The following is a 23,985-nucleotide window of genomic DNA, read 5'->3' on the forward strand; positions in this document are numbered from 1 at the left end:
TCGTGTTTCTTTATCATTTTACTTTATAATATAAATTTACAAATTGCCCAAAACGTTTCGTATCCGTTAAAGTTAAATGAATTTCCGGGTTCTTTTCTTTAAATAGCGGAATACCAGAACCTAATATGTGAGGTGTAATCGTAACAACGTATTCATCAATTAAATTATTCTTAAAGAACTCTCTCAGTAGACTCCCTCCGCCGACCATCCATATTTTAGACCCTTCCTGCGATTTCAACCTTTTTGTAAACTCCACTACATCTTCATTTACAAACTCTACATATCCGTTTGAACCTTTTTCCGAATTAGAAAACACATAACATTTTTTATCTAAATACGGGAATGTTTCTGTATGCTCTACTACATAATCATACGTTCTCTTCCCCATAATTATCGTATCAATCGTTTCGTACATTTCTGTATAACCGTTGTCTCCCTCTCCTTCGGTTTCCATTAACCACTCTAAATCATCATCTTCTTTCGCAATATATCCATCCAAACTAGCGGCTATAAATAAAACAATTTCACGTGACATCTCTTTTCCTCCTTACAACGTATATTGATAAAATGACCTTATACACACTATACTAACCTTAAAACATGACAATTCATGTCATGTTAAAAAAAGAAACGAGTGAGATAGTTGTCAAAAGCAAAACGTTTACTAGACATTCTTATATTCGCTTCTGCGAAAAGAACATTTACAGCTCAGGAAATAGCTGATGAATTTAATATTTCCGTTCGTACTGTCCATAGATACATTTTAGATTTAAGTGATATGGGATTACCTATTTATGCAGAACAAGGTCGTAACGGAGGATATAAAGTATTAACGAATAAAGTCATTCCCCCTATTTTATTTACCGAAGAAGAAGCAGTATCCATCTTTTTTGCTTTTCAGTCTTTAAGCTACTACAGAGACTTACCTTTTAATACAGAAATCAATTCTGTTACTCATAAACTGTATAGCTCTCTACAAAATGATGCGAAAGCGAAAGTTGATAAAATACGTTCTTATATCGCTTTTTGGAATCCGAAGAGATCAATTAAGACACCGTTTTTAAACGAAGTGTTAACCGCAGCTATTGAAAATAAAAATTTACACTTTCAATACGAATCTAAATCGGGGATAAAAACAAAACATGTTCATCCTATCGGTGTATATGCTCATGATAGTTTATGGTATTTGCCGTCCTATGACTATGGTAGAAAAAAAGTATTACTGTATCGCGTTGATCGTATTCTTTCTATATTAGCAACGGAAGAAAATGAGGATACATTCATGAATTTAGAAGAATGGTTTGCTTCTAACTCTAACGTCGTACACATTCCTACCCAGTTACATGTTTTATTAACGACTGAAGGCGTACGCCAATGTAAAAGCGTTCCTTACCTTGAAGAATTCGTGGTAGTAAACGAAGACGGGACAGGATATATACATTCAACAATCGATAAAGGTGAAATTAACTTTATTACCCCTTTATTTTATAGACTTGGAAAAGATGCACGGGTTTTAGAACCGAAAGAATTGATAGATGGTTTACGTATACGTGCTAGAGAAACTTTAAATATGTATGGTGACTAAAAAGGCATAAGAGAATTCCTCTGCCAAAAACAAAAAAACGTGAGCGCCCTATTCTCACGTTTTTCTGTTTCACTTTACTAATTCAATTGTTTCTGTAACTTTTATACTATCTTTTACAGATTGAACGATCGTACAGTTTTTCACTGCAAGTTGCAGCGCCTTGTCCAATTGCTCTTCTGTAATGTTTTGTGCTTTAATTTTATAGTGCAAATGAACACTTTCAACTGGTTTTGATAAAGCTTCACTTCTACCAATTTCAGTTTCAATTGTAAACGTATCATATGTAATACGTTTCTTTTCTAAAATTGTTCGAAAAACAATTGCACTACATCCTGCGATAGAAGAAACGAGTAATTGTAACGGTGAATATCCATTTTCTTTTCCAATCGCTAATTGACCATACGATAAATCCGCCTGTATATCATCGTGTTTGATTGTTAGTTTCATTTGGTGTCTCCATCTCCACTTTCATCGGTTTCTGCCGTTTCTTATTTATATAATAATATATGTAGCAGAAAATGATAAATGGAATACCACAATATAACGCCATTCTTTGTTCTGGAATAAACGCTAAACTAATAACAACGATGCTATTTGTAATTAAAGCTAAAATTGGAACAAGCGGGTATAGTGGTGTTCTATACTTTAAGTCCTCTAATTTTCCTCCGCCTTTTAAATACTGACTTCTAAAACGAAGTTGCGATAAAGCAATAATGATCCAACTTGAAACAGCAGATAAACCAGCTATAGATAATAAGTACATATATACTGTATCTTCTGCAAGGAAGCTTGTTAATAAAGAAAGGCCCGCTACTGCAATTGTTACGACTAATGCTGTAATTGGAATACCTCGTTTATTTACTTTCTTGAAAGAAGTTGGTGCCATTCCTTCATTTGCAAGTGACCATAGTATACGCGTTGCTGCATATAACCCTGAGTTCGCTACAGATAGAAGAGCTGTAATAATAACGAAGTTCATAATATCAGCTGCATATGGAATACCGATTTTATCAAATACAACTACGAATGGACTTTCAATTATCCCTGCTTCTTTCCAAGAAATTAACCCTACTAAAATTGTCATTGTTAAAATGAAGAATAACATAATGCGCCATACTGTATTACGAATTGCACGTGGAATTGTTTTTTCAGGATTCTGACTCTCTCCTGCTGCAATCCCGATTAACTCTGTTCCTTGGAAGGAAAAGTTAACTGTAATCATCGTAAGAAGCACTGCAGCTAGTCCATTTGGGAATAGCCCACCATCACTTACAAAGTTAGAGAAAAGAGGCGCTGCTTCTTTTCCGTCGTATGGTAAAAATCCTAATAATGCACTACCCCCAAGTAGAATGAATGCAATAATTGTAACTACTTTAATACTAGAAAACCAAAACTCTAATTCAGCATAACTCTTCGCTGATATTGCATTTGAAGCATATAAAATAACACCGAATACGAGACACCATACCCAAACATCAACATTCGGAAACCATCTTTTCATCATTAAACCGATCGATGTTAATTCTAATCCTACTGTTACTGCCCATCCAATCCAGTATAGCCAACCGATCATAAATCCAGTTCCTGGTCCAATAAACTTCGTCGCATACTTTTGGAAAGATCCTGAAACTGGCATTGCTACCGTTAACTCTCCAAGACAAAGCATTGTTAAATACATAATAAATCCGCCCACTAAATATGAAAGGATGGCTCCCCCTGGTCCAGCCTGATTAATGGTGTAACCTGAACCTAGAAAAAAACCAGTTCCGATTACACCACCTAGTGCGATCATAAATAAATGTCTACTCTTCATCGTACGATGTAATTGCTCATTCGTTGTTTGCTGCATCTTAATCCTCCCCTACAAGTACCCCTATATCTTGTTAAAATTTTCTGATAATAAAAATATACACGAAAGCGGTTACAATTTCTATATAAAATTAAAACTTTTCTGATAAAATAATATAAAAATCCAATTATTAAGAGGTTTCGATACTAATTTGAGGTAAAAAAGGATTTAAAAGGAAAAACTCTTACATTTATTGTAAGAGTTACCGTATTTCCAATCTTCTAGATAAAATTGATAAACCGTAGTTTACAACGAAATACATACAAGCTACTAGTATAAATGTCGGAATCATATAATTTACATTCTGCCCGCTAATAATTTGAGCATTATGCATAAGCTCTGGCAGTGATATACCAACTGCTAATGATGTATCTTTCAGCAATGAAATAAACTGACTGACAAGCGGCGGGACCATTCTTCTTAATGCTTGTGGTAAAATGATATGCCACAGTGCTTGAACATACGTTAATCCTGAAGATCTTGCGGCCTCAATCTGTCCTTTTTCAATCGATAATAGACCACTTCGAACAATTTCAGATATCATTGCTGCTTCAAATATTGTTAAAGCAACAATTACAGCTGTTATAATCTCTAATTTCAAGCCTACTTCTGGAAGTGCAAAATATGTGAAAAATATAATTAAAAGTAGTGGTAAGTTTCGAATCACTTCAACGATAATTCCTAATACTTGTGAGACGACAGGGATTTTCATGTAGCGCAATATCCCTATTATACTACCAATAATAAAGCTGAGTACAATTGCTACGAGCGCTACCTCTAACGTTATAAGTAATCCTTTTAATAAAAACAGAATATGATCTCCTGTAATTGCTCCCTTAAAATCCATTTACACCGCCTCCTTTGCTAAGCGTTTTTCTAAATAACGCACTAGCATACTGAGCGGAATTGTTAATATTAAATAAAACATCCCGACAAATATATAAACGTCGAACGTAACAAATGTCTTCGTTGAAATTAAATCTCCTTGATACATCAAATCGGTACCAGCGATAATTCCGAGTATGGAAGAGTTTTTTACTAAATTGAGAAATTGATTTCCTAGAGGAGGGATTACGATTTTCATTGCTTGAGGTAAAACGACATGATACATCGCTTGCGTATAAGTTAATCCTGAAGAACGAGCTGCTTCCATTTGGCCTTTCGCGACTGATAAAATACCAGCACGAATTACTTCTGCAATAAAAGCCGCAGTATAAACTGTAAGCGCAACTGTCCCTGCTACAAAACCGTTGAAAGTAATTCCTATTACAGGTAAAGCGAAATAAAATATAAATGCAATTAATACGAGTGGAATATTTCTTACAAACTCTACAAAAGCCGTTCCCAACCAATTTAAAATACGAATAGGTGCAATGCGCATTACAGCCAAAATTACTCCCAAAATAAAGCTGCCTATTAACGCAATTACACTAGACATAACTGTATACTTAAAGCCCTCTAAATACATATCAATGTTATTCGTCAATATAGAAAAATCAGGCACATATTCTCCCCTCTTTCTTTACAAGAAGAGGATGAGCATCCCTCATCCTCTTACTATTTATCAATGAGAATAAAGCTCCATTAATGAAACTATCACTTTACTTCTCTTGTTTTTGCCCAATCCATTTCTCATACAATTTGTCGTACTCCCCGTTCGCCTTCATATCTTTTAGCAAGCTATTAATCTCTTTCGTTAAATCATCTGCACCTTTTTGCACTGCAATTCCGTACGGCTCATCCGTGAAAATTTCCCCTACAACTTCATAATTCGAATCTTGTTTTGCCATGCCGTAAAGAATTGCATTATCTGTCGTTAATACATCGCCTTTCCCTGCTTTTAACGCTGTAAATGCCTCACTGTAATTTTCAAACTCTAATACAGTCGATTCTGGTGATTTTTGACGAATATTATTTGTAGACGTTGAACCTTTTACCGCTAACACTTTCACACCCTTTTTCACATCATCAATACTTTTAATATCGCTTCCTTTTTTCACAAGTAACGATTGCCCTGCTTTAAAATATACATCTGAAAAATCTACTTCTTTTTTACGTTCTTCCGTAATTGTCATTGTCGCGATAATTGCATCAATATCACCATTTTTCAGTAGTGGAATACGCGTTTTAGACGTTACTTCTTTTAATTCTAATTTCTTTTCATCTCCAAGGATTTTTTTCGCAAGCGCCTTTGCGATATCAACATCAAACCCTTCTACCTGTCCTGTCGAAGGATTTTTCAAGCCAAATAAGTTCGTATCATTCTTCACCCCAACTACTAGTTTCCCGCGCTTTTTAATTTGCTCAACAGCTCCGCCTTGTTTCGTATTCGTTTCTTTCGTCTCATCTTTTTTACTTCCGCATCCAGCAACGACAAGTACGAATAAACATGAAAATACGATTAACGTAAACAAATTTTTCATTTTAAGCATAAAACTCCCCCTTTAATGATTTAACACTCTTCTTAAAAATAGACGAGCTCTTTCTTGTTCAGGACTTGCAAAAAATTGTGCCGGTGTTGTATCTTCAATAATTTGACCATCATCCATAAACAAAATCCGATCTGCTACTTCTCGCGCGAATCCCATTTCATGCGTGACAACGACCATCGTCATCCCTTCTTTAGCTAGCGTCTTCATAACATCAAGTACTTCCCCGATCATCTCTGGATCAAGAGCAGACGTAGGCTCATCAAATAGCATAATTTTCGGTTGCATCGCGAGCCCTCTAGCAATAGCTACCCTTTGCTGTTGTCCTCCGGATAATTGATGCGGGTATACACTAGCCTTCTCCGGAATTCCTACTTTCTCTAAATAAAACATCGCTGTTTGCTCAGCTTCCTCTTTTGAAACTTTATTTACTTTAATCGGTGCTAGTGTAATATTTTGAAGAACCGTTTTATGTGGATATAAATAAAAATGTTGAAAGACCATTCCAATATTTCGGCGTAATTCATTCATATCTGTTTTTGCATTGTGTACTTCCGTATCTTGTACAATTAACGCTCCATCTGTAATTGTCTCTAACTGATTTATACACCGTAGCAACGTACTTTTTCCTGATCCGGACGGCCCAACAACTACTACCACTTCACCTTTTTTCACTTGTACATTAATATCTTTTAAAACTTGAAAGGTACCATAATATTTATTTACATTACGAAACTCTATCAACATACTCCCCCCTTCCCTTAACAAAGCATGTACATTCTTTTTATATTCAAAAATAGGCAAAAAAATAACTGCCTGCCTCATTTTGCCCATAAAAAAAAGCAAAGGGATTTCCCTTTGCTCCTTCATTTCTATTCTCTTAAGATACTTCTTCTTTCTTGTCTTTCCCGTATTCATGCTCCCAGAAATCAGCATTTTTAATTCCTAATTTCTGCGGATCGAATACTGGATCTTTTCCTTCTTTTTTCTGCTTTTCATAATCCTTTAATGCAATCAATGCCGGCTTTTGTAATAATAGAATCGCAATAATGTTAACCCATGCCATAATTCCTACACCAATATCTCCTAAAGCCCACGCTGTTGCTGCTGTTTTTACACAACCGTAGAATACAACTCCTAAGAATACAAACTTTAGTACGATAGACATCCAAGGGCGGTCTTTATCACGATTTAAGTAAGCGATATTCGTTTCTGCAATGTAGTAATAAGCCATAATTGTTGTAAATGCGAAGAATAGTAGAGAGATTGCCACGAAACCGTTTCCAAATCCAGGGAAAACAGATTCTACCGCAGCCTGTGTATAACCAGGACCTGGTTGTGCACCATTTAATTTATTGACGATAAAGTTTTTTCCGCTTGCATCAAATACGTTATACATGCCTGTAATAATCATCATAAATGCTGTTGCTGAACAAACAAATAATGTATCAATGTAAACGGAAAATGCTTGTACTAACCCTTGTTTAGCTGGATGCGATACTTCAGCTGCTGCTGCTGCATGGGCCCCAGTTCCTTGCCCTGCTTCGTTTGAATAAATACCACGTTTTACACCCCAAGAAATTGCTAAACCGATAATCCCGCCAAAAGCCGCTTCTAATGCAAATGCACTTTTTAAAATTAACATGAAAGCGTCTGGTAATTTTTCAATATTCATAGCTACAATTACACAAGCTACTAGAATATAGCCAAGCGCCATAAACGGTACTACAACTTGCGCTACGTTAACAATTCGCTTAACTCCACCAAATATAATAAGTGCTAATGCCGCTACTAATACCGCTCCTGATACGGAAGTATTAATACCAAAAGCTGTTTCTAGACTTACAGCAATACTATTCGCCTGAACACCCGGTAACAGCATCCCCGTCGCAAGAATTGTCGCTGCAACGAATACTAAAGCATACCATTTAACACCTAGTCCTTTTTCAATGTAATAAGCAGGACCACCGCGGAATTGCCCTTGATGCTTCGTCTTATATATTTGTGCAAGCGTCGATTCTACATATGCAGAACCAGCTCCTAGAAAGGCTACCGCCCACATCCAAAATACAGCCCCTGGACCACCAAAGGCAACAGCCGTTGCAACACCGGCAATATTTCCTGTTCCAACGCGCCCTGATAACGAAAGTGCTAACGCCTGGAACGAAGAAACACCCGCATCAGACTTTTCTCCCTTAAATGTAAGCTTCACCATTTCTCCTACGTGTCTTACTTGTAAAAACCTTGTTCGAATGGAAAAATATAGACCTACTCCTAAACATAAATAGACAAGTGCTGGACTCCAAACAATATTATTTATCCAACTTACGATAGCTTCCAACTTTCCCCCTCCTTCTTTGTAAAGAATATTCAGAATATATATAAAATTATAAGTGTATACCGAATCTATAACAATATTATTTTAATAAAACAAACATATTTTTGTATAAAAAAACAAAGTATACATTTATTTTGTATACTTTGTTTCGATATGAATGTATTATATATTCACAATTGCTTCCTTCTTTATAATTCTTTCATAGAGTTGTTCTGCTAATTCTCGGAAATGATCTGGCATATCTTTCCCTTTAAACTTCTTTTGAAGCGTACCGTATAAACCAATATCACGTAGACGTAAAAATAACGGTAACGATTCATACCAACTATCCGCCAGTCTATGCTCATATTCATAACCTTTTCGTAACACTTGTAACTGTGTACAAGCAAATTTTGTCTTCTCTTCCGCAGTCCACGGTGTAAATAGAACAGAGTAATAGAGAACCATTGCTAAATCATGTATAAAGTAATTATAAGCTGCATCATCAAAATCAAAGATTGTTAGCTCTTTGCCATCATAATGAAAGTTACCTGGATGAATATCACCATGCATAAGACCGAATGTTTCTCTTTTAACCGGAAGAGCCTTTATTTCCTCCATTAATGCAGTGGCAATCCCTTTCACCTTCTCATCTTCTAATCCATTAACAATGCTACTTTCATCCTCTTCCCACGTATCACGGTAGTCTGTTTTAGGATAATCCATTGTAAGGCGGTGCAGCTGTCCAATTGATTTTCCCCACGCTTCAAAGTAAGCATCTCCCCAATAAGGCGATTCTTCTCCTTTTACTTGCTCACCTTGTGCATATGTAAATAAAGACGCGAAAAAGAAAGTGCCATCTTCCGCTCCAATTTCTTCTACAAGGTTTTGAGATATTGAATTACGAGGTCCCGCCACTTTTGCCCCATGCTCTGCAACATACCGTAAAAAATCTAGTTCGGCCTCTACCTCTTTTTTAGAACGATGAGAAGAATGAGTTAAGCGTAATACGTAATCTTCATTATTTTTACCCTTCGCCTTAAAAATATAATTTTCAAAATCACCAAGTGGCTTTTCTTCCACCGTTACATGATATGCCTTTGCTGCTCTTGCTAAAATCTCTTTTGTAAAAACACGTTCTACCGCTATTTCCATATGTATCCCTCCTATATCTCTTCTTAATTCGACACAAATGTGAGAAGTACTGCTATGAAGTTAAATAGCGCATGGGCAATCATAGCCGATAAAATAGAATTTGTTTTCTCATATAACCACGCAAATGCTACTCCGCTTAAAAAATTCACCGGTAATGTGTTATATGTTGGAATATGAACAACGGTAAATATTATGGAACTTATAAGTACGCCGCCCCATATGCCATATCTCTCACGAAAAAACGTATAAAAAGCACCTCGATATAAAATCTCTTCGTAGATTGGAGATATAACCGCCGCTCCAATTACCGCGATACAAAATGCGTAGATTGATTTATTATTTTGGACCGTCTCTGTTTTACTATTTTCAAAGGAAATACCCATTTTCTCCATTATCATTAATACAGCAGCACTAACTATAATTAAGAAAATAACCACTACAACTGTCCATAAGAAATCTTTCCATGAAAGCTTCCGAATTCCAATGTCTTTCCACGACAGGTTATATCTTTTTATGCAAAAAAGATAAACTAAAAATGTAAATATCACTGCCATTATAAGTCCCATTAATACTCCAGCATATAATGAGTTCCCTATTATTTTTAAAGCATAATCATAAAAAAGAGATTCAACCATTACTGGTACAATCAGAAATACAAAAACAAATAAATATAAAATTTCTTTCCATCCCCACATGCATTTTAAAGTCATCTACACCATCCCCCTATATCCTATTTTCTTTAGTATAAAAGATGACGTAACGTAACTTTCAAGCTACTTTTTTCAAATAATCTAAGCATAATTTTCTCACAAAATAAAAAAAGGTTGATTCACTCAATCAACCTTTACACTATTAAAAATTCTATTCCTCAATTCTTCATCAATTCATTCTCATATATAATATTTATCTTTATTTCTCTTCACCTTTTGTCTGCATTGAATTGAATGTCCAATTTAACTTCAGTGCATCCCCTTGAAATACATTTTGCTCTTCCCCGTTATCTACAAATGTGAACATTACATAGAAAGTATCATCATCACCAGGAGCAAGTCCATTTCCTTCTCGGTCTACAACACCTTTTTGCACAAGATCAGGAATACTTCCATTTTGCGTGGCTCCCTTTAATTCTGACAATGTAGTAGACCATATTGGAACCTCATTTTTATCCAAATTCCACAAGAAATCAACACGGATATGATCACCAAAATCAGCATTTCCATTATCTCCTTTAGCGTCGATTACACTGTAATCTGTAAGAAGTTTCACATCTCCTATTGCTAAGGTTCCTTTGTTAACTAATTGAAAACCGCGCTCCATTTCATCGCCCGGTTTAATATTATCGACATTAATAACAACTTCAGGATTAACGCTCAAATCTAAAGTGCCGGCTGCAAACGTATTTTGTGATACTTCCTTATCACTAAAATACGCATATGTTCCCCCACTAATTAAAGATAAGCCAAGCGCTGCAGTTACAACACCCATACCAAGTTTTTTCTTAATACTCATTTCACAAGTCCCCCTATTTTTAAAGTTTAAACTACAAACCTTATTTCCAGCCCACAAACAATATTAATTAAGCAACTACCTTGTCTCATAAAGAAAGCAAACTAGCTTTAAACTATTTACTTCATGTATCCAAACGACTATTACTTTTAAAATAACCGGTAATGTTACCGTAAATCATTACCGGTTATTTGTTAGCCAATCTCATTTAATTTTATATTCATTGTCTTATTGCTTTATTTACTCTAGAAGTTTGTCCACTTATTTTTTTGGCTCTAATCCAATGGAACGTAAGATTTTATCTAACGTCACTGGCCCTACATTTTCTTTCGGTTTCTGATTTTCTTTGGCATCTGAACCCTTTTTCAAGAAATTCTTCTCAATAAAACGAATATCTGTTTCATTTACAACACCATCTTGATTGACATCTCCATCTTTAACAGCCACTTTTCCTTTTTCATATGAAAGAGCTGCTATTCTAGCATCTTGAATATCTACCATTTTATCGCCGTTTACATCACCTGCAAGGCTGTCATCCATATCAGCTCTAAAGTTTTGTCCCACTAATTCTCCATCCTGCATTTTCCCTATTTTTGTAGTTAATTTACTATTTAAATGACCTGGCATTTCTACGAAAATATTATATTCTGTATCACTTACTGGAACACTATGAATTTCAAATTGCCCATTATCATCAACCGTTCCTGTATATTTCTTTCCATCCTTACCAACTGCATACACTTTTGCTCCTAGTTTTGTGTAGTCATTCTTACCTAAATACCCCTCTTCAGTTAAGAAAGCTTCTGGTCCAATATATCCTGTAACCATTGCATGTTTCGAAATAATAGAAAAGGATTTATCTTTAAACACAGGAATCTCAACGCCTTCTGATGCACCTGTTTTTGTATAAGAGAATTTATCTACTCCAAATGCTGTTAAATTATTAAAATACTCGTCACTCGTCATCTCGAATGTAACATCTACAAATGGTGCGTCTCCATCTAGACCTTTAAATTCTGTTCCTTCTAAAGATGCACCAACTTTCACCTTGTTTTCCCAGTTTCCTTCTTCATTTATCACTGGATCTTCTAATTTAATATTTAATCCATGTTGTTTTGCATATTCTGCAAGTGCTGGATTTGGTTTAACATCTACAAATTTAAACAACTGTTTACTATAAGGAATCTCAAATGTACCTGACATAAGTTGTTTCACATTATTAAGATTTAAAGTTAATGTAATTTTTTCTCCTAGTTTAACTTTATCCTTGTCATAGCTTGGGACAGCGTATTCCGTTCCCTCTTTAACAAAGACATAATCTTTAAATCCATTTGCCATATTTGATGCAGTTGCAAGATCATATCCAAATAACCTTAAATTAAGCGGTTCATTGATTTCCTCTGGAAGTACACCAAATTTAAAATCACCATTGGCTTGAATTGTATTCAACCAACCTGACGGAAAAGCAGAGTTTTGGTAATATACAATTTCATTAGTTTTTTGGTCATACTGAAGGCCTTTTGCCTTTAATACATCTATCGTAGAATCATAAATGTTACCATGTACCCATAATGCACGCTGACCATCTTCTTCTTTGAACATAGATTCATTTACCTCATGAACGCCAGGTTTTACATCGGTAAATTTCATTTCAGGTTTGATATTATCAATAATTACGCTATCTCCTTTTGTATAAGGTTTCCCTTCTTTGTCATATCCAATGAAATCAAGTTGGTAATCTCCATCAGGCAACGTAACTCGCTTGTCTCCAATTGGATGATTTGGATCTCCTGTAAACGGGAATACATAGCCACCCATACCATCGAACATGATATATTCAATATTTGGTGTTAGACTGCTAGCATTAATTGTCCCCACAATTCCTAATGCCTTTCCTGTTTTTCGATCCTTCACCACTGCATCGATAGTTTCAAGTGGACTGTTCAATTTAAATGTCAGCGGTGAACTCGGCCTTTCCATAAATGGATGGAAGTTAGATGTATCTGTTGCCATTGCATCTCTCAGCAAATCTACAGATTCAATTCCTTTTTCTGTGAATTTAACTGCAAATGGCACTTGATATACTTCTTTTTCATTTTTTTTATTTGAAATATGAATATATCCCTCATATCTACCAAATTCAGCGTTTTCTGGAATGATAATTTCAGGGCTAATTTCCCCTGATGTACTAGGAGCTACTTTAATAGAATCTTGTACGTTCAGCTTCACACCATTCTTCGCTGCATCTTGCACACCTACACTTGTTGGTGAAAACTCTACTTCTAATTTAAACTCTTTCTCGTCTGTTTTATTGCTGTTCTTAATTAAGACTTTTCGACTATCTTTAATAGGTCCATTTCCCAATTGGTTTTTATACCCGAATGCAATAGACCCTGTTTTTTCTTCAATTTCTACTTCTTCATCATTTACAACGTTTGATGTTTTATCGATAACCTCGATAGCTGTATCTGCATGAACTGCACGATACGCATCAATTCGGCCTGATCCTACCTCAAATACAGAGCGTGCCTCTTTTAAGTCAACTGCAGTATTCATAAGCGCTTCTTTTACTTCAAACGGACTATAGTTTGGATGTTCTTGTAAAATGAGTGCCGCCACCCCCGCTGTATGAGGAGTTGCCATAGATGTACCTGACATACGTCCATACGCTACCGGATAATTTTCTCCATCCTTTGGATCATTAATATATTCAGGAACAGTTGAGAAAATAGAAACACCTGGCGCTACAATATCCGGCTTAATATCATCTGTTTTACTTGCAGGACCGCGAGAGCTGAAATCAGCTAAGTGATCTCCTTCTGTTTTTGTGTTACTCAGTTCTCCAAATGTTAAAGAGTCATCTCCTTGGACAGCTTTTGCTTGCAATTTCTCACCATCTGCCTTTGTTAAGCGGAACGATGGAATAGATGAAGTACTTTCCCCAAGGTAACTTGTAATTTCACCATCTACATTGTTATATACAATTACCGCCTTTGCACCTGCTTCCTTAGCATTTTTAATTTTTTCATCGAATGTAATCTCACCGCGCTGGATGAGCGCTAACTTTCCTTGTACATCTTTCCCTTTAAAATCATCTATTTTCCCAAGACCTGTATATACAACAGATAATGATTGACCTTTCAAGTCTTCAATCTTATCAGTAAAGCTTTTTCCAAGTAGCATCATTTTATCCACATGTAAATCAGCTGCATCGGCGGAAAATGTCGGGATAGTCATCGCAGCGTCACTTGCTCCAACTGTAATTGGAAGCGCTGCTGCACTAGGTGATCCAAGAGTCCCTTCTTCTGGACCTGTGTTCCCTGCCGCTACTACTGTAACAACACCAGCTAACATGGCATTGTTCACTGCCACAGAGGTTGGATATAAAGGATCATTAATAGACGCACCTAATGATAAATTGATAACATCCATATCGTCTTTCACTGCTTTATCAATCGCAGCAAGAATACCGCTTGTTTGTCCACTTCCATATGGACCTAATACACGATATGAATATAAATCTACATCTGGAGCGACTCCCTTAACTGCATAATCCACACTATTCTGTTTGTCTGCAGCAATTGTCCCAGCTACATGAGTACCATGGGATGTATAATATGCACTTCCATTATAAATCTCAGGATATCCTCCAGAATTTTGCCAATCCTTATACGTTGTCTCCATTGGATCAGCATCATTATTAACAAAGTCCCATCCTTTTATTGAGTTCGGATCTATTTTGCTTGGATCTTCACCTTGCTTTGCACGATATCCTTTATATGCATCTTTCAAATCCGGGTGGTTGTAATCAATACCTGTGTCCAGTACACCTACCTTAATTCCTTTACCTGTTATTTTTTCATCATGCAGCTTGTCCACACCAATTTGCGGTACACTATCTGCCATTTTGGGTTCGGCAGCAGTCTTAGTTGTTTCTTTCGGCAAATCAATTTTGACCTCACTATCTTCCCATACGCGCTTAACAATACCAGTGCGAACTAAGTCTTCAATCATATTCGCAGGTAACGAAATCGCTACACCATTAAAAGCATTCTTATATTCTCTTGTTATTTTGGCAGATTTAAAATTCGTCCCTTTATCTTTATTCTTTTGAAGCTGCTCAAACTCTGATTTAAATTCTTTATGAGATGCTTCTACCTTTTGTTCCGCAGTTGAAAGGGCTATTTTTTTCCCCTTAGCTGCTTGTTTTAACATCTCGATTTTGCTAGGTGCTTGCTTAAACTCTACAATCACATTCACATTATCAGGACTTGCTGTATTGATGCCTGGTGAAATAACAAAACCTGGTTTTGTATCTAACGTTTTTAAGTCATTACGTTGTTCCTTTGTAAGACCTTTCAATATAGCATTTGCATCATCAATCCCAGTTAAAGTAGTTGTATTTACCTCTTCGGCCAATACGTTATATGGAATTCCTTGAGACATTAACATACCAACAGTTAGCGTTCCGATAAGTATTTTTCCGAATTTCCCCTTCTTCATAGCGCATCTCCTTATTATTAAAATTATTTTTTCTAAAATAAATCCTCTGATCTCCTATTTAGCATTGGCAATTCTATCAACCTTGAATCTATTTAAAATAATCGAGAATCTCCAACACTACTAATCTTCTTTCTATAAAAGCCCCCATAAATTGTTTCCAACTACAACGATTTACAACATGAATTATTAGTAGCGTTAAGCAATAATTCTATTTTTATTATTTCACATTTTGATTTTTCTGAATATTAAACAAAAGGAGTAATTTTTTTCTAATGATTCTATGCCCAAATAGTACAAAAGAACTACCTTGCCCTTTATTCTTTGTAATATAGAATAAAGAAACACGATAGTTCTTTTAAACATCTCTTATTTAATCCAACGGAACCAATTGATTTCGAACAGCATAAATCACCGCTTGCGATCGACTTTTTACATTTAGTTTTTTAAAAATTTTATTGATGTGAATTTTAACTGTTTTATCACTAATATATAGAGCTTCAGCAATTTCTTTATTACTAAGCCCTTTTACTAATTCAAAGAGAATTTCCTTTTCACGTTCCGTCAGTTCATTTTCATTTGATTCTAATTTCATTTTTTGCTGATGATATGTAATTAATTTTTTAGTCATACGCGGATGAATAACTGAATCGCCTCGATATAACATTCGAATTGCTGCCACTACCTGCTCCGATGATGAATCCTTCAATAAATAACCATCAGCACCAGACTGAAGCGCATCCATTAAATACTCATCATGCTCATACATTGTAAAAACAAGTACTCGGCAATTAGGATATTTTTTTTTCACTAATCCCGTAGCTTCAATTCCATTTTTCCCTGGAAGATTAATATCCATCAAAATACAGTCTGGTCTACATTCCTCTACTTTTCCCAATACCTCGTCCCCAGAGCTCGCCTCTCCAATCACTTTCATATCAGATTCAACCTCTAGTATGCTCCGAATTGCGTCTCGTAAAAAAGCATGATCATCCACTACTAATATTTTAATCATTTTACGCACCCCTTGTTTGTGAATCTGGAATTAACAGTGTAATTTCTGTCCCTTTACCTAAAGAACTATCAATCTGTAAAGTAGCCCCTAGTTGTTCAGCTTGTTCATTCATATGTAATATACCATAATGTGGCTCATGCTTCGTTTTAACCATAGACTCAAATAGTGAAAAGCCAACTCCATTATCCTTAACCTTTAAAAGCACGTGCTCACTTTGATAACTTAGCAAAACATCAATTTCTTCTGCTTGTGCATGTTTAACAATGTTTTGTAAACTCTCTTGTAATGTATCAAAAATAACTCTTTCTTTTGAAAAGCTGAGTGCACGTGAATGACCTCTTTCATGATATGTAATGTCTAGTTCATATTCTTGTTTTAAAGATTTTATTTTACTTGCTATCGCCTGTTTAAGCCCTAATTGTTGTGTGGGATACGGCTTTAAAGCGTAAATAGAATAGCGAACTTCTCCTAAGCTTTCCCTTAAATCCTTTATACTTTTTTCGACTACTTGCTGCATATCAATAGGTTTATCATGGTATTTTTTCTGAGCGGACTCTAGTTGAAATATCACTCCAGCCAAAGCTTGTGCAATACCATCATGAATCTCGCGTGCAATTCGATTTCTTTCTTCTAAAATCATCCTTTTTTCTTGTTCAGAAATAAGTATTCTTGTTTTAACTATGTTAGCTAATTGGTTGGAAAATGTCGCTAACAACTGCACATCTTCTGGGAAAAAACCAGCACCTCTACTTTTACCTGCAACAAACATCCCGATCAACTCATTATTTACAATAAGAGGGAAATAAACTAAAGAACGTATAACATCCTCAAACACCCCATCTCCTGGTGCTGTACCAACCTTCCAATTATTAAAAACAGTATTTTCAGTTATTTCACAGAACTCTCCTTTCCCGTCGGAATAATCAGTTATATCATTTTTCAATTTCCCATCCCTCAACTGTATATTCCATTCTCCCTCGTCTTTTGTCCATAATACATATGCTTGTATCCCTAGAAATCCTTTAAGTGATTTTTTTATGTGCTGAAGATTTCCTCCAGATAATCCACGGCTTATTTCTGTCGTAATAAGAAAAAATTCGTACAATCTTTCTTTTTCCATCCGTATTCGTGCAGAAAATGAACTAATGATAGAGATTGCCACAAGTGGGAAGAAAAAGAACAAAACAATAATTCCTTTTAGCTCTAAAGAATATTGGCTATCTAATATGTGTATAAGAACGGCATAGAATAGACAAAAACTTTCACAAAAAAAGACTGATATATTTTTTTGATTCCATCGATGTATCGAATATGTCTGAGGAAGAAGTACCATTAGTAAATCATAAAAGAGATTGTTGAAAAAACAGAAAAATATACTAAACAATAGTAAAAATAATAAGTTCTCATATAAAACTTCCATATTTATTACACTGGAAAACCACACCATACATTTGCTAGAAAACCATTCTGCTAACACAAGGCTAAGAGCATGCTGTGTACTATTAAAAAGCATCCTTTCCATTGGAGAACGCCGAAGCAGATGAATAATTAAAGTAACAAATACAAGAGCGAGCGCGGTTATATGTGTCCCAAACAACAAAAGCATAGAATAAATAATCGGAAAGCTAAGTGAACTTACTCCCCTCCAAAATCGTACAGGAAAATACTCTGTGATCCCCATAAACAGTACTAACAATACTAGTATTGTTAGATGAGAAGGGATTTTAATTTCAAGTAAAGAGATAGTTATAGTAATTAAACCAAAAAAAGAAATGAAATAAAGATAAAAGCTAGCAACTTTTTCTCTCATAGAAATAGAATCTACATCTTTCAAAACGATCCCTTCCTTCTTATATATTTTCTCTATTATCCAACAAAAAACCGGCACTGGCAAAATGGAAAAACCTCCACTAGCCAATCACCGGCTGTGTACTACACCTAAAAAGGCAAGACACAATACTAGTATAAATCGATTCTCATAAATTTCCTATTCATCAAACGATGTAATTATGCATACCGCTAGGCTTATCCTCTATAGTACAAAAGATATATATTAATATCGCTAATTTAATATACGCTTTCTTTCCATCCCCTATATCCTATTTTCTTTAGTATAAAAGATGACGTAACATAACTTTCAAGCTACTTTTTTCAAATAATCCAAGCATAATTTTCTCACAAAAAGCAAAAATTAACAGAAATGATTTCAATGAAAAGGTGATGGAAAGTATGGCCGAACAGAAGAATTCACAACAAGATAATAACAAAAAGCATATGTTTCCATCACTTCCGGAAAATATTAATTACATTGAAAATAAGCTCTGTCACTCAGATGATATAAAAAAATTAGATATCCCTTTTCAAAACGGAAAAGGAACAATTTTATATATCGAATCTTTATCAGATCCAAATTTAATTCATCAATTAGCTCTTGAGCCATTATTAACGCGGTCTGATTTGTCTTTAGATAAAGCTTTTTCTACATTAAATATGAAGAAAGAAACGAATTTAAATTATGGGGTACAGCTTTTATTACAAGGAAAATCATTATATTTTCATGAACAGGTCGACAGTTTTTGTATTTTCGAAACAGCTCTATCGTTAAAGCGAGATATAACAGAACCTGATAATGAAGGGATTGTACGTGGGCCGCATACTGGTTTCGTAGAAGATTTAGCAACCAATTTAGCTTCTATTCGTAAACTCATAAAAAGTCCACATGTCGTCGTTAAATATTTCACACTCGGTGAAGAAATGCATACGAAAGTGGCAATTGCTTATATGCAAAACATAGCTAATGACGATCTAGTTACAGAAGTAAAAAGAAGGTTAGAAACGATTAAGACAGATGCACTTATGCCTCCAGGATATATACAAGAATTTATAGAGGATACGTCTTTCTCACCCTTTCCGCAACAATTAAATACAGAGCGTCCAGATAGAGTCGCAGCAAATTTAATGGAAGGACGAGTTGCTATTTTATCTGATGGAGATCCAACTGCACTTATCGTTCCTGTTACGTTATTTGCTTTCTATCAATCACCAGATGATTATAATAACCGCTGGATTGTCGGTTCTTTCATCCGAATGATTCGCTTAGTCAGTTTCTTGATTGCCTTTCTCTTGCCCGCTATATATATCGCAACAGTTGCTTTTCATCCTGATGTGTTGCCGCTCGAACTTGTTTATACGATTAAAGCTTCATTAGAAAAAGTGCCACTTCCTCCTATTTTTGAAGCTCTCTTAATGGAATTAATCTTTGAATTATTACGGGAAGCTGGTATTCGCTTGCCAAGCCGAGTTGGACAAACAATCGGTATTGTAGGTGGTTTAGTAATTGGTGATGCAATTGTAAAAGCCGGTCTCGTTTCTTATACAATGATTATCGTTGTAGCTTTAACTGCAATCTCATCTTTTCTTGTTCCATCAAATGATATGAGTTCCGCAGTTCGGATTCTTCGTTTTCCGTTAATGCTCCTTGCTGCCATATTCGGCTATGTAGGAATATCATTCGGTCTCATTATAACTTTCGTTCATTTATGCCAGTTACATTCATTTCATACCCCCTATCTTTCTCCTGTTGCTCCGATGCGGATAAAAGATATGAAAGACTCTTTTGTACGACTACCAATTTGGTCGTTTTGGGAACGACCACATGATTCAAAACCGAAAAAAATGCAACGACAACATGTAACGAGAGAGGATGAGAACGGTGACAAACACGCAAAGTAAAATTTCACTTGTTCAATTTACCTTTTTCGTTATTCAATGCCAAATCGGAGTTGGTATACTTTCTCTACCAAACCGTCTTCATCCAATAGCGAAAGGTGGCGGATGGATTTCTGCTCTCATCGCTGGTCTTGCAATTCAACTTATTATTTTACTTATGTGGCTTTTCTTAAAACGATTTCCTGATGCAGATATGTATGAAAGTGTTTGTATGCTATTTGGGAATAAGTTTGGAAAACTATTAGGTTTTGCTTATGTTTTTTATTTTACCCTTATCGGTATGACGGTTATGTTAAATGCTTGTAATGTCATTAAAGTTTGGATATTACAAGCAACTCCTTGGTATGCCACCCTCATGCTATTTACAATAGCTTGTTGTTACATAGCTTATAATACGTTCAAAGTCATCGTACGGTTTTACGTCATGGCTTCTATTCTCATTTTACCAATGGCTCTTTTAATTGCCCTAGGGCTTACACGAGCTGATTTTTCTTACATTTTTCCAATTACAGAAGCCGGATGGTGGAATATTATTCAAGCATCAAAAGAAACCATTACAGCTATGTATGGTTTTGAGATTATTCTTATCGCTTTCCCAAAAGTAAACGGGAGTTCTGTGGCAAAACTGAAAGCAATTTCTATCGCTAATGGATTTGTAACTCTTTTTTATACTTTTACTGTTTGGATTTGCTTTATCGTATTTAGTCCAAAACAAGTTGAACTTATTCCAGAGCCAGTTGCTTACTTATTGCGTTCTCTGCATATTGGGATTATAGACCGAACCGATTTACTATTCATCCCAATATGGATGATAACTGTTGTAGCTTCTATTGCTAGTTATTACTGTGCTGCTTCTATAGGAATTGGACATATATTCAACCTTGCTAATCATAAAACAGCTGTCCCTATTGTTGGACTTATTTCTTTTAGCGTCGCCTTATTTATAGACACACCTGAACAATTAAAAGTAATTGCAACTTTCACTGATAAGTTCACCTATATTTTCATAGTTGTCCTCCCTCTTTTATTTTTACTTTATTCAGTAATAAGAAACAAGAAAGGAGAACAGTATGTTCAAAAAAAGAGTTAAATTACTTTTTATATTATGTACTAGTTCACTCCTTTCTGGCTGTTGGGATCAAGAACCATTAAGGGAGGCAAGGTTAGCTTATAGTATTGGATCTGATATTACAGAAGAGAATAAACTCCAGCAAACAATCGAGCTCGTAAAAAGTTCAAGCGGAGAACAATCTTCATTCGAGAATGAAATACATTCAGCAACCGGGCATAACATAAGGGATACAAGCGATGCCCTAAAAAAAAATGTGACTGGAAATATTCGCTATTTCAAATATGGTGTTCAATTACTAGGAACCAAAATTCTAAAAAAAGGTATACTACCCTATTTAGATGTCAGCTTTCGGGACCCAACAAACCCAACTGCTTTAGTAAAACTTATTGCAGTAGATGGTGAAACATCCGAGATACTCGGAAAAAAGAAAGTAGGAAATTTACTAATTGGAGATTTTCTAAAGAAAAAAGTGAAAAGCTTAGAAGATATGAGTGTATTTCCAAAAGAAACTTTAGAAACAGCCGCTACAAAAATGTTAGATCCCGGTAAAGATTTCACCCTCCCTTCTATAAAAATAAAAGGAAAAGAAGTAATTACAAACGGGTTAGCTTTATTTAACAATGATAAATTAACTGGGCATTTACCTTTGAAACACTCTGTTTTATTCGTGTTATTAACCGGAAAAATGGGAACAAGTGCCCGTATAACTCAAAAACTTACTAGCGATGAATCAGAGAAGACATCTGATTATTTAACAATGGAAATTAGCAATCGGAAACTAAAAAGAGACTTGAATATAACAACTGACAAAAAAGGAAATGTTTACGCCCATCTAAAACTGAAACTGCAAGTAATCGCCCTTGAAGCTCCAAGAGATAATCTTTACAAGATGGATGAAAGAAAAAAACTAAATAAAGAACTGTCTAAACAGCTTACAAAAGAAGCTCAAAAGATAACGAAAAAGTTACAAAAAGCAAATTGTGATGCTTTCGGGATTGGCAGACACCTTATCGCTTATCATCCTGATTTATGGAAGAAAAAAAATTGGAATAAAGATTATGCAAAAGTAAAATTCAAACCAGAAGTAGACGTAAACATTTTATATAGCGGTGTCCTAAAGTAGAAAGGTTGTATGCCGGCGGCATACAACCTTTTATTTCGTATATCGATATACAATTGATTCATATGGTCTTAAATTAAGCTTCGTAATATCCGTACTTGAATCTTTATAATTTGATAATACTACTTCTTGTTTCATACCATCCAATTGAACATGCACTGGTACAGAATACGTTATTTCTTCTCCATAGAAGTTATTTATAACAAGTAATACTTCATCATTTACAGTGCGTGTATATGCCCAAATCTTAGGATGATTTTCATCTAAAATAGCATATTCCCCTTCTGTAATAACATCATATGTTTTTCTTAGTTCAATTAGTTTTTTATAATGATAAAATACAGATTCTTTCTCTTCTAACGCTTTTTCTACATTAATCTCTGTATAACTATCAGCCACGGAAATCCAAGGTGTACTCGTTGTAAAACCGCTGTTCACCTCTCCATTCCACTGCATCGGAGTACGGGAATTATCACGAGATTTTTGTTTTAAAATTCCTATAATCTCTTCTTTTGATATTCCTTCTTCTAGCTTTATATCATATATATTTAACGATTCCACATCACGATATTGCTCGATGGACTCGAATTTAGGATTCATCATACCGATTTCTTCCCCTTGATAAATGTAAGGTGTGCCCTGCAACATATGCATAGCTGTCGCTAACATTTTAGCAGATTCATTTCGGTATTTCCCATCATCTCCAAAGCGTGACACAATGCGAGGCTGGTCATGATTACACCAGAATAATGCATTCCATCCTCCGCCCTTTTGCATTTCAATTTGCCAATTAGACATAATCTCTTTTAATTTAATAAAATCAAAAGCCGCTTTCGTCCACTTATCACCATTTGGATAGTCTACTTTTAAATGATGGAAACTAAACGTCATACTTAGTTCATTACGCTCAGGGTTTGAGTATTTAATACAATTATCAATTGTCGTAGATGACATTTCTCCAACTGTAATTACATCTTTCCCTTCAAAAACATTTCGGTTCATCTCTTGTAAATATTCATGGACGCGTGGACCATCCGTATAATATTTACGCCCATCACTTGTCGCAGTACTACCGTCATCATTCAAGAAACTTTGGTCTTTTGAAATTAAGTTAATTACATCTAATCGGAATCCTGTTACCCCTTTATCAAGCCAAAAGCGCATCATATCATATACTTCTTCACGAAGTTTTTCATTTTCCCAATTTAAATCAGCTTGCGTCTCATCAAATAGATGTAAAAAATATTGCTCTGTCTTCTCATCATATTTCCAAGCAGACCCACCAAACTTAGATTGCCAATTATTTTCTTCATCACGCCAAATATAGTAATTACGATATGGACTATTTTTATCTTCTTTTGCTTCCTTAAACCACTTATGCTCCGTCGAACTGTGATTTACAACGATATCAAGCATGATTTCAATGTTACGTGCCTTTGCTTCTTCTAAAAGCTCTTCAAACTCTTCCATCGTTCCGTAAGATGGATCAATACTGTAGTAATCACTTACATCGTATCCATTATCATTTTGTGGTGATTGGTATATCGGTGTTAACCAAATATAATCTACTCCGAGTTCTTTTAAATAATCTAGTTTCTCTGTAACTCCTTTTATATCACCGGTTTCTTTATTGTAATAGCTATTAAAGCTCTTCGGATAAATTTGATAAACTACACTTTTATGCCAATCCTTCATGTTTAACTTCCTC

The 23,985-nt window shown here is 35.2% G+C and carries 19 protein-coding genes; 4 read left to right on the top strand and 15 right to left on the bottom strand.

Annotated features, from left to right (window positions below):
• Positions 1-13: 13 nt before the first annotated feature.
• Complete coding sequence (locus MRBLBA3_RS06160; RefSeq protein ID WP_044738641.1) at positions 14-535, bottom strand: dihydrofolate reductase family protein; 522 nt, start codon at positions 533-535, stop codon at positions 14-16.
• 108 nt (positions 536-643) lie between these two features.
• Between MRBLBA3_RS06160 and MRBLBA3_RS06165 the strand changes: the two genes are divergently transcribed.
• On the top strand, positions 644-1,585 hold the full coding sequence (locus MRBLBA3_RS06165; RefSeq protein ID WP_098328032.1) for a helix-turn-helix transcriptional regulator: 942 nt from the start codon (positions 644-646) through the stop codon (positions 1,583-1,585).
• A 69-nt stretch (positions 1,586-1,654) separates the two neighbouring features.
• Here MRBLBA3_RS06165 and MRBLBA3_RS06170 read toward each other — a convergent pair whose 3' ends face one another.
• The 13 genes from MRBLBA3_RS06170 to MRBLBA3_RS06230 all read right to left on the bottom strand — a co-directional run bounded on the left by MRBLBA3_RS06170 (position 1,655) and on the right by MRBLBA3_RS06230 (position 18,190).
• Positions 1,655-2,032 (bottom strand): OsmC family protein, encoded by a 378-nt coding sequence (locus MRBLBA3_RS06170; protein WP_000778855.1) that lies wholly within the window; start codon positions 2,030-2,032, stop codon positions 1,655-1,657.
• Positions 2,007-3,434, bottom strand: a complete 1,428-nt coding sequence (locus MRBLBA3_RS06175) for an amino acid permease (RefSeq protein WP_001188004.1) — start codon at positions 3,432-3,434, stop codon at positions 2,007-2,009. The genes MRBLBA3_RS06170 and MRBLBA3_RS06175 overlap by 26 nt, the downstream gene beginning before the upstream one ends.
• Before the next feature lie 202 nt (positions 3,435-3,636).
• Positions 3,637-4,281, bottom strand: a complete 645-nt coding sequence (locus MRBLBA3_RS06180) for an amino acid ABC transporter permease (protein WP_000345966.1) — start codon at positions 4,279-4,281, stop codon at positions 3,637-3,639.
• Positions 4,282-4,938: an amino acid ABC transporter permease gene (locus tag MRBLBA3_RS06185; RefSeq protein WP_001112678.1), complete on the bottom strand. Its 657-nt coding sequence runs from the start codon at positions 4,936-4,938 to the stop codon at positions 4,282-4,284.
• 97 nt (positions 4,939-5,035) lie between these two features.
• Positions 5,036-5,866, bottom strand: coding sequence for a glutamine ABC transporter substrate-binding protein GlnH (gene glnH / locus MRBLBA3_RS06190; RefSeq protein ID WP_363380241.1), 831 nt, complete (start codon positions 5,864-5,866; stop codon positions 5,036-5,038).
• 12 nt (positions 5,867-5,878) lie between these two features.
• A complete protein-coding gene (locus MRBLBA3_RS06195; RefSeq protein WP_002100329.1) occupies positions 5,879-6,799 on the bottom strand; it encodes an amino acid ABC transporter ATP-binding protein in 921 nt (306 codons plus the stop codon).
• A complete protein-coding gene (locus tag MRBLBA3_RS06200; protein WP_000387488.1) occupies positions 6,744-8,204 on the bottom strand; it encodes an alanine/glycine:cation symporter family protein in 1,461 nt (486 codons plus the stop codon). The genes MRBLBA3_RS06195 and MRBLBA3_RS06200 overlap by 56 nt, the downstream gene beginning before the upstream one ends.
• A gap of 159 nt (positions 8,205-8,363) precedes the next feature.
• Positions 8,364-9,335 (bottom strand): phosphotransferase enzyme family protein, encoded by a 972-nt coding sequence (locus MRBLBA3_RS06205; protein ID WP_044738644.1) that lies wholly within the window; start codon positions 9,333-9,335, stop codon positions 8,364-8,366.
• A 23-nt stretch (positions 9,336-9,358) separates the two neighbouring features.
• Positions 9,359-10,045 (bottom strand): CPBP family intramembrane glutamic endopeptidase, encoded by a 687-nt coding sequence (locus tag MRBLBA3_RS06210; protein ID WP_000172706.1) that lies wholly within the window; start codon positions 10,043-10,045, stop codon positions 9,359-9,361.
• A 199-nt stretch (positions 10,046-10,244) separates the two neighbouring features.
• Entirely contained in the window at positions 10,245-10,844 is a 600-nt protein-coding gene (locus MRBLBA3_RS06215; protein ID WP_000023368.1) for a TasA family protein, read from the bottom strand.
• A 258-nt stretch (positions 10,845-11,102) separates the two neighbouring features.
• On the bottom strand, positions 11,103-15,344 hold the full coding sequence (locus tag MRBLBA3_RS06220; protein WP_363380248.1) for a S8 family serine peptidase: 4,242 nt from the start codon (positions 15,342-15,344) through the stop codon (positions 11,103-11,105).
• A 370-nt stretch (positions 15,345-15,714) separates the two neighbouring features.
• The gene (locus MRBLBA3_RS06225; RefSeq protein WP_000590683.1) at positions 15,715-16,356 is read right to left on the bottom strand and encodes a response regulator; all 642 of its coding nucleotides are present in this window, start codon (positions 16,354-16,356) and stop codon (positions 15,715-15,717) included.
• A gap of 1 nt (position 16,357) precedes the next feature.
• Positions 16,358-18,190: a GAF domain-containing sensor histidine kinase gene (locus tag MRBLBA3_RS06230; RefSeq protein WP_033658279.1), complete on the bottom strand. Its 1,833-nt coding sequence runs from the start codon at positions 18,188-18,190 to the stop codon at positions 16,358-16,360.
• Positions 18,191-18,585: 395 nt separating this feature from the next.
• On the opposite strand from MRBLBA3_RS06230, the gene gerKA reads away from it, so the two are divergent.
• From gerKA to gerKC, 3 genes are read left to right on the top strand one after another with little or no spacing between them, the layout of a single operon-like run.
• Positions 18,586-20,088, top strand: a complete 1,503-nt coding sequence (gerKA, locus tag MRBLBA3_RS06235; RefSeq protein WP_044738647.1) for a spore germination protein GerKA — start codon at positions 18,586-18,588, stop codon at positions 20,086-20,088.
• Entirely contained in the window at positions 20,069-21,175 is a 1,107-nt protein-coding gene (locus tag MRBLBA3_RS06240; protein WP_000185783.1) for a GerAB/ArcD/ProY family transporter, read from the top strand. The genes gerKA and MRBLBA3_RS06240 overlap by 20 nt, the downstream gene beginning before the upstream one ends.
• Positions 21,156-22,280, top strand: coding sequence for a spore germination protein GerKC (gene gerKC / locus MRBLBA3_RS06245; protein WP_000474033.1), 1,125 nt, complete (start codon positions 21,156-21,158; stop codon positions 22,278-22,280). Before MRBLBA3_RS06240 ends, gerKC begins: the two co-directional genes overlap by 20 nt.
• A gap of 30 nt (positions 22,281-22,310) precedes the next feature.
• Here the strand turns inward: gerKC and treC are convergent, their stop codons facing one another.
• On the bottom strand, positions 22,311-23,972 hold the full coding sequence (gene treC, locus MRBLBA3_RS06250) for an alpha,alpha-phosphotrehalase (RefSeq protein WP_363380254.1): 1,662 nt from the start codon (positions 23,970-23,972) through the stop codon (positions 22,311-22,313).
• Positions 23,973-23,985: the final 13 nt, after the last annotated feature.

Source organism: Bacillus sp. LBA3-1-1.1, from assembly GCF_040676495.1.
Taxonomy (GTDB): domain Bacteria; phylum Bacillota; class Bacilli; order Bacillales; family Bacillaceae_G; genus Bacillus_A; species Bacillus_A nitratireducens.

Coding starts and splice junctions, on each gene's coding strand:
- treC (WP_363380254.1), bottom strand. CDS start 23,972: ATGAAGGATTGGCATAAAAGTGTAGTTTATCAAATTTATCCGAAGAGC.
- MRBLBA3_RS06225 (WP_000590683.1), bottom strand. CDS start 16,356: ATGATTAAAATATTAGTAGTGGATGATCATGCTTTTTTACGAGACGCA.
- MRBLBA3_RS06195 (WP_002100329.1), bottom strand. CDS start 6,799: ATGCTGATTTCTGGGAGCATGAATACGGGAAAGACAAGAAAGAAGAAG.
- MRBLBA3_RS06160 (WP_044738641.1), bottom strand. CDS start 535: ATGTCACGTGAAATTGTTTTATTTATAGCCGCTAGTTTGGATGGATAT.
- MRBLBA3_RS06205 (WP_044738644.1), bottom strand. CDS start 9,335: ATGGAAATAGCGGTAGAACGTGTTTTTACAAAAGAGATTTTAGCAAGA.
- gerKC (WP_000474033.1), top strand. CDS start 21,156: ATGTTCAAAAAAAGAGTTAAATTACTTTTTATATTATGTACTAGTTCA.
- gerKA (WP_044738647.1), top strand. CDS start 18,586: ATGGCCGAACAGAAGAATTCACAACAAGATAATAACAAAAAGCATATG.
- MRBLBA3_RS06175 (WP_001188004.1), bottom strand. CDS start 3,434: ATGCAGCAAACAACGAATGAGCAATTACATCGTACGATGAAGAGTAGA.
- MRBLBA3_RS06220 (WP_363380248.1), bottom strand. CDS start 15,344: ATGAAGAAGGGGAAATTCGGAAAAATACTTATCGGAACGCTAACTGTT.
- MRBLBA3_RS06215 (WP_000023368.1), bottom strand. CDS start 10,844: ATGAGTATTAAGAAAAAACTTGGTATGGGTGTTGTAACTGCAGCGCTT.
- MRBLBA3_RS06180 (WP_000345966.1), bottom strand. CDS start 4,281: ATGGATTTTAAGGGAGCAATTACAGGAGATCATATTCTGTTTTTATTA.
- glnH (WP_363380241.1), bottom strand. CDS start 5,866: ATGCTTAAAATGAAAAATTTGTTTACGTTAATCGTATTTTCATGTTTA.
- MRBLBA3_RS06170 (WP_000778855.1), bottom strand. CDS start 2,032: ATGAAACTAACAATCAAACACGATGATATACAGGCGGATTTATCGTAT.
- MRBLBA3_RS06210 (WP_000172706.1), bottom strand. CDS start 10,045: ATGACTTTAAAATGCATGTGGGGATGGAAAGAAATTTTATATTTATTT.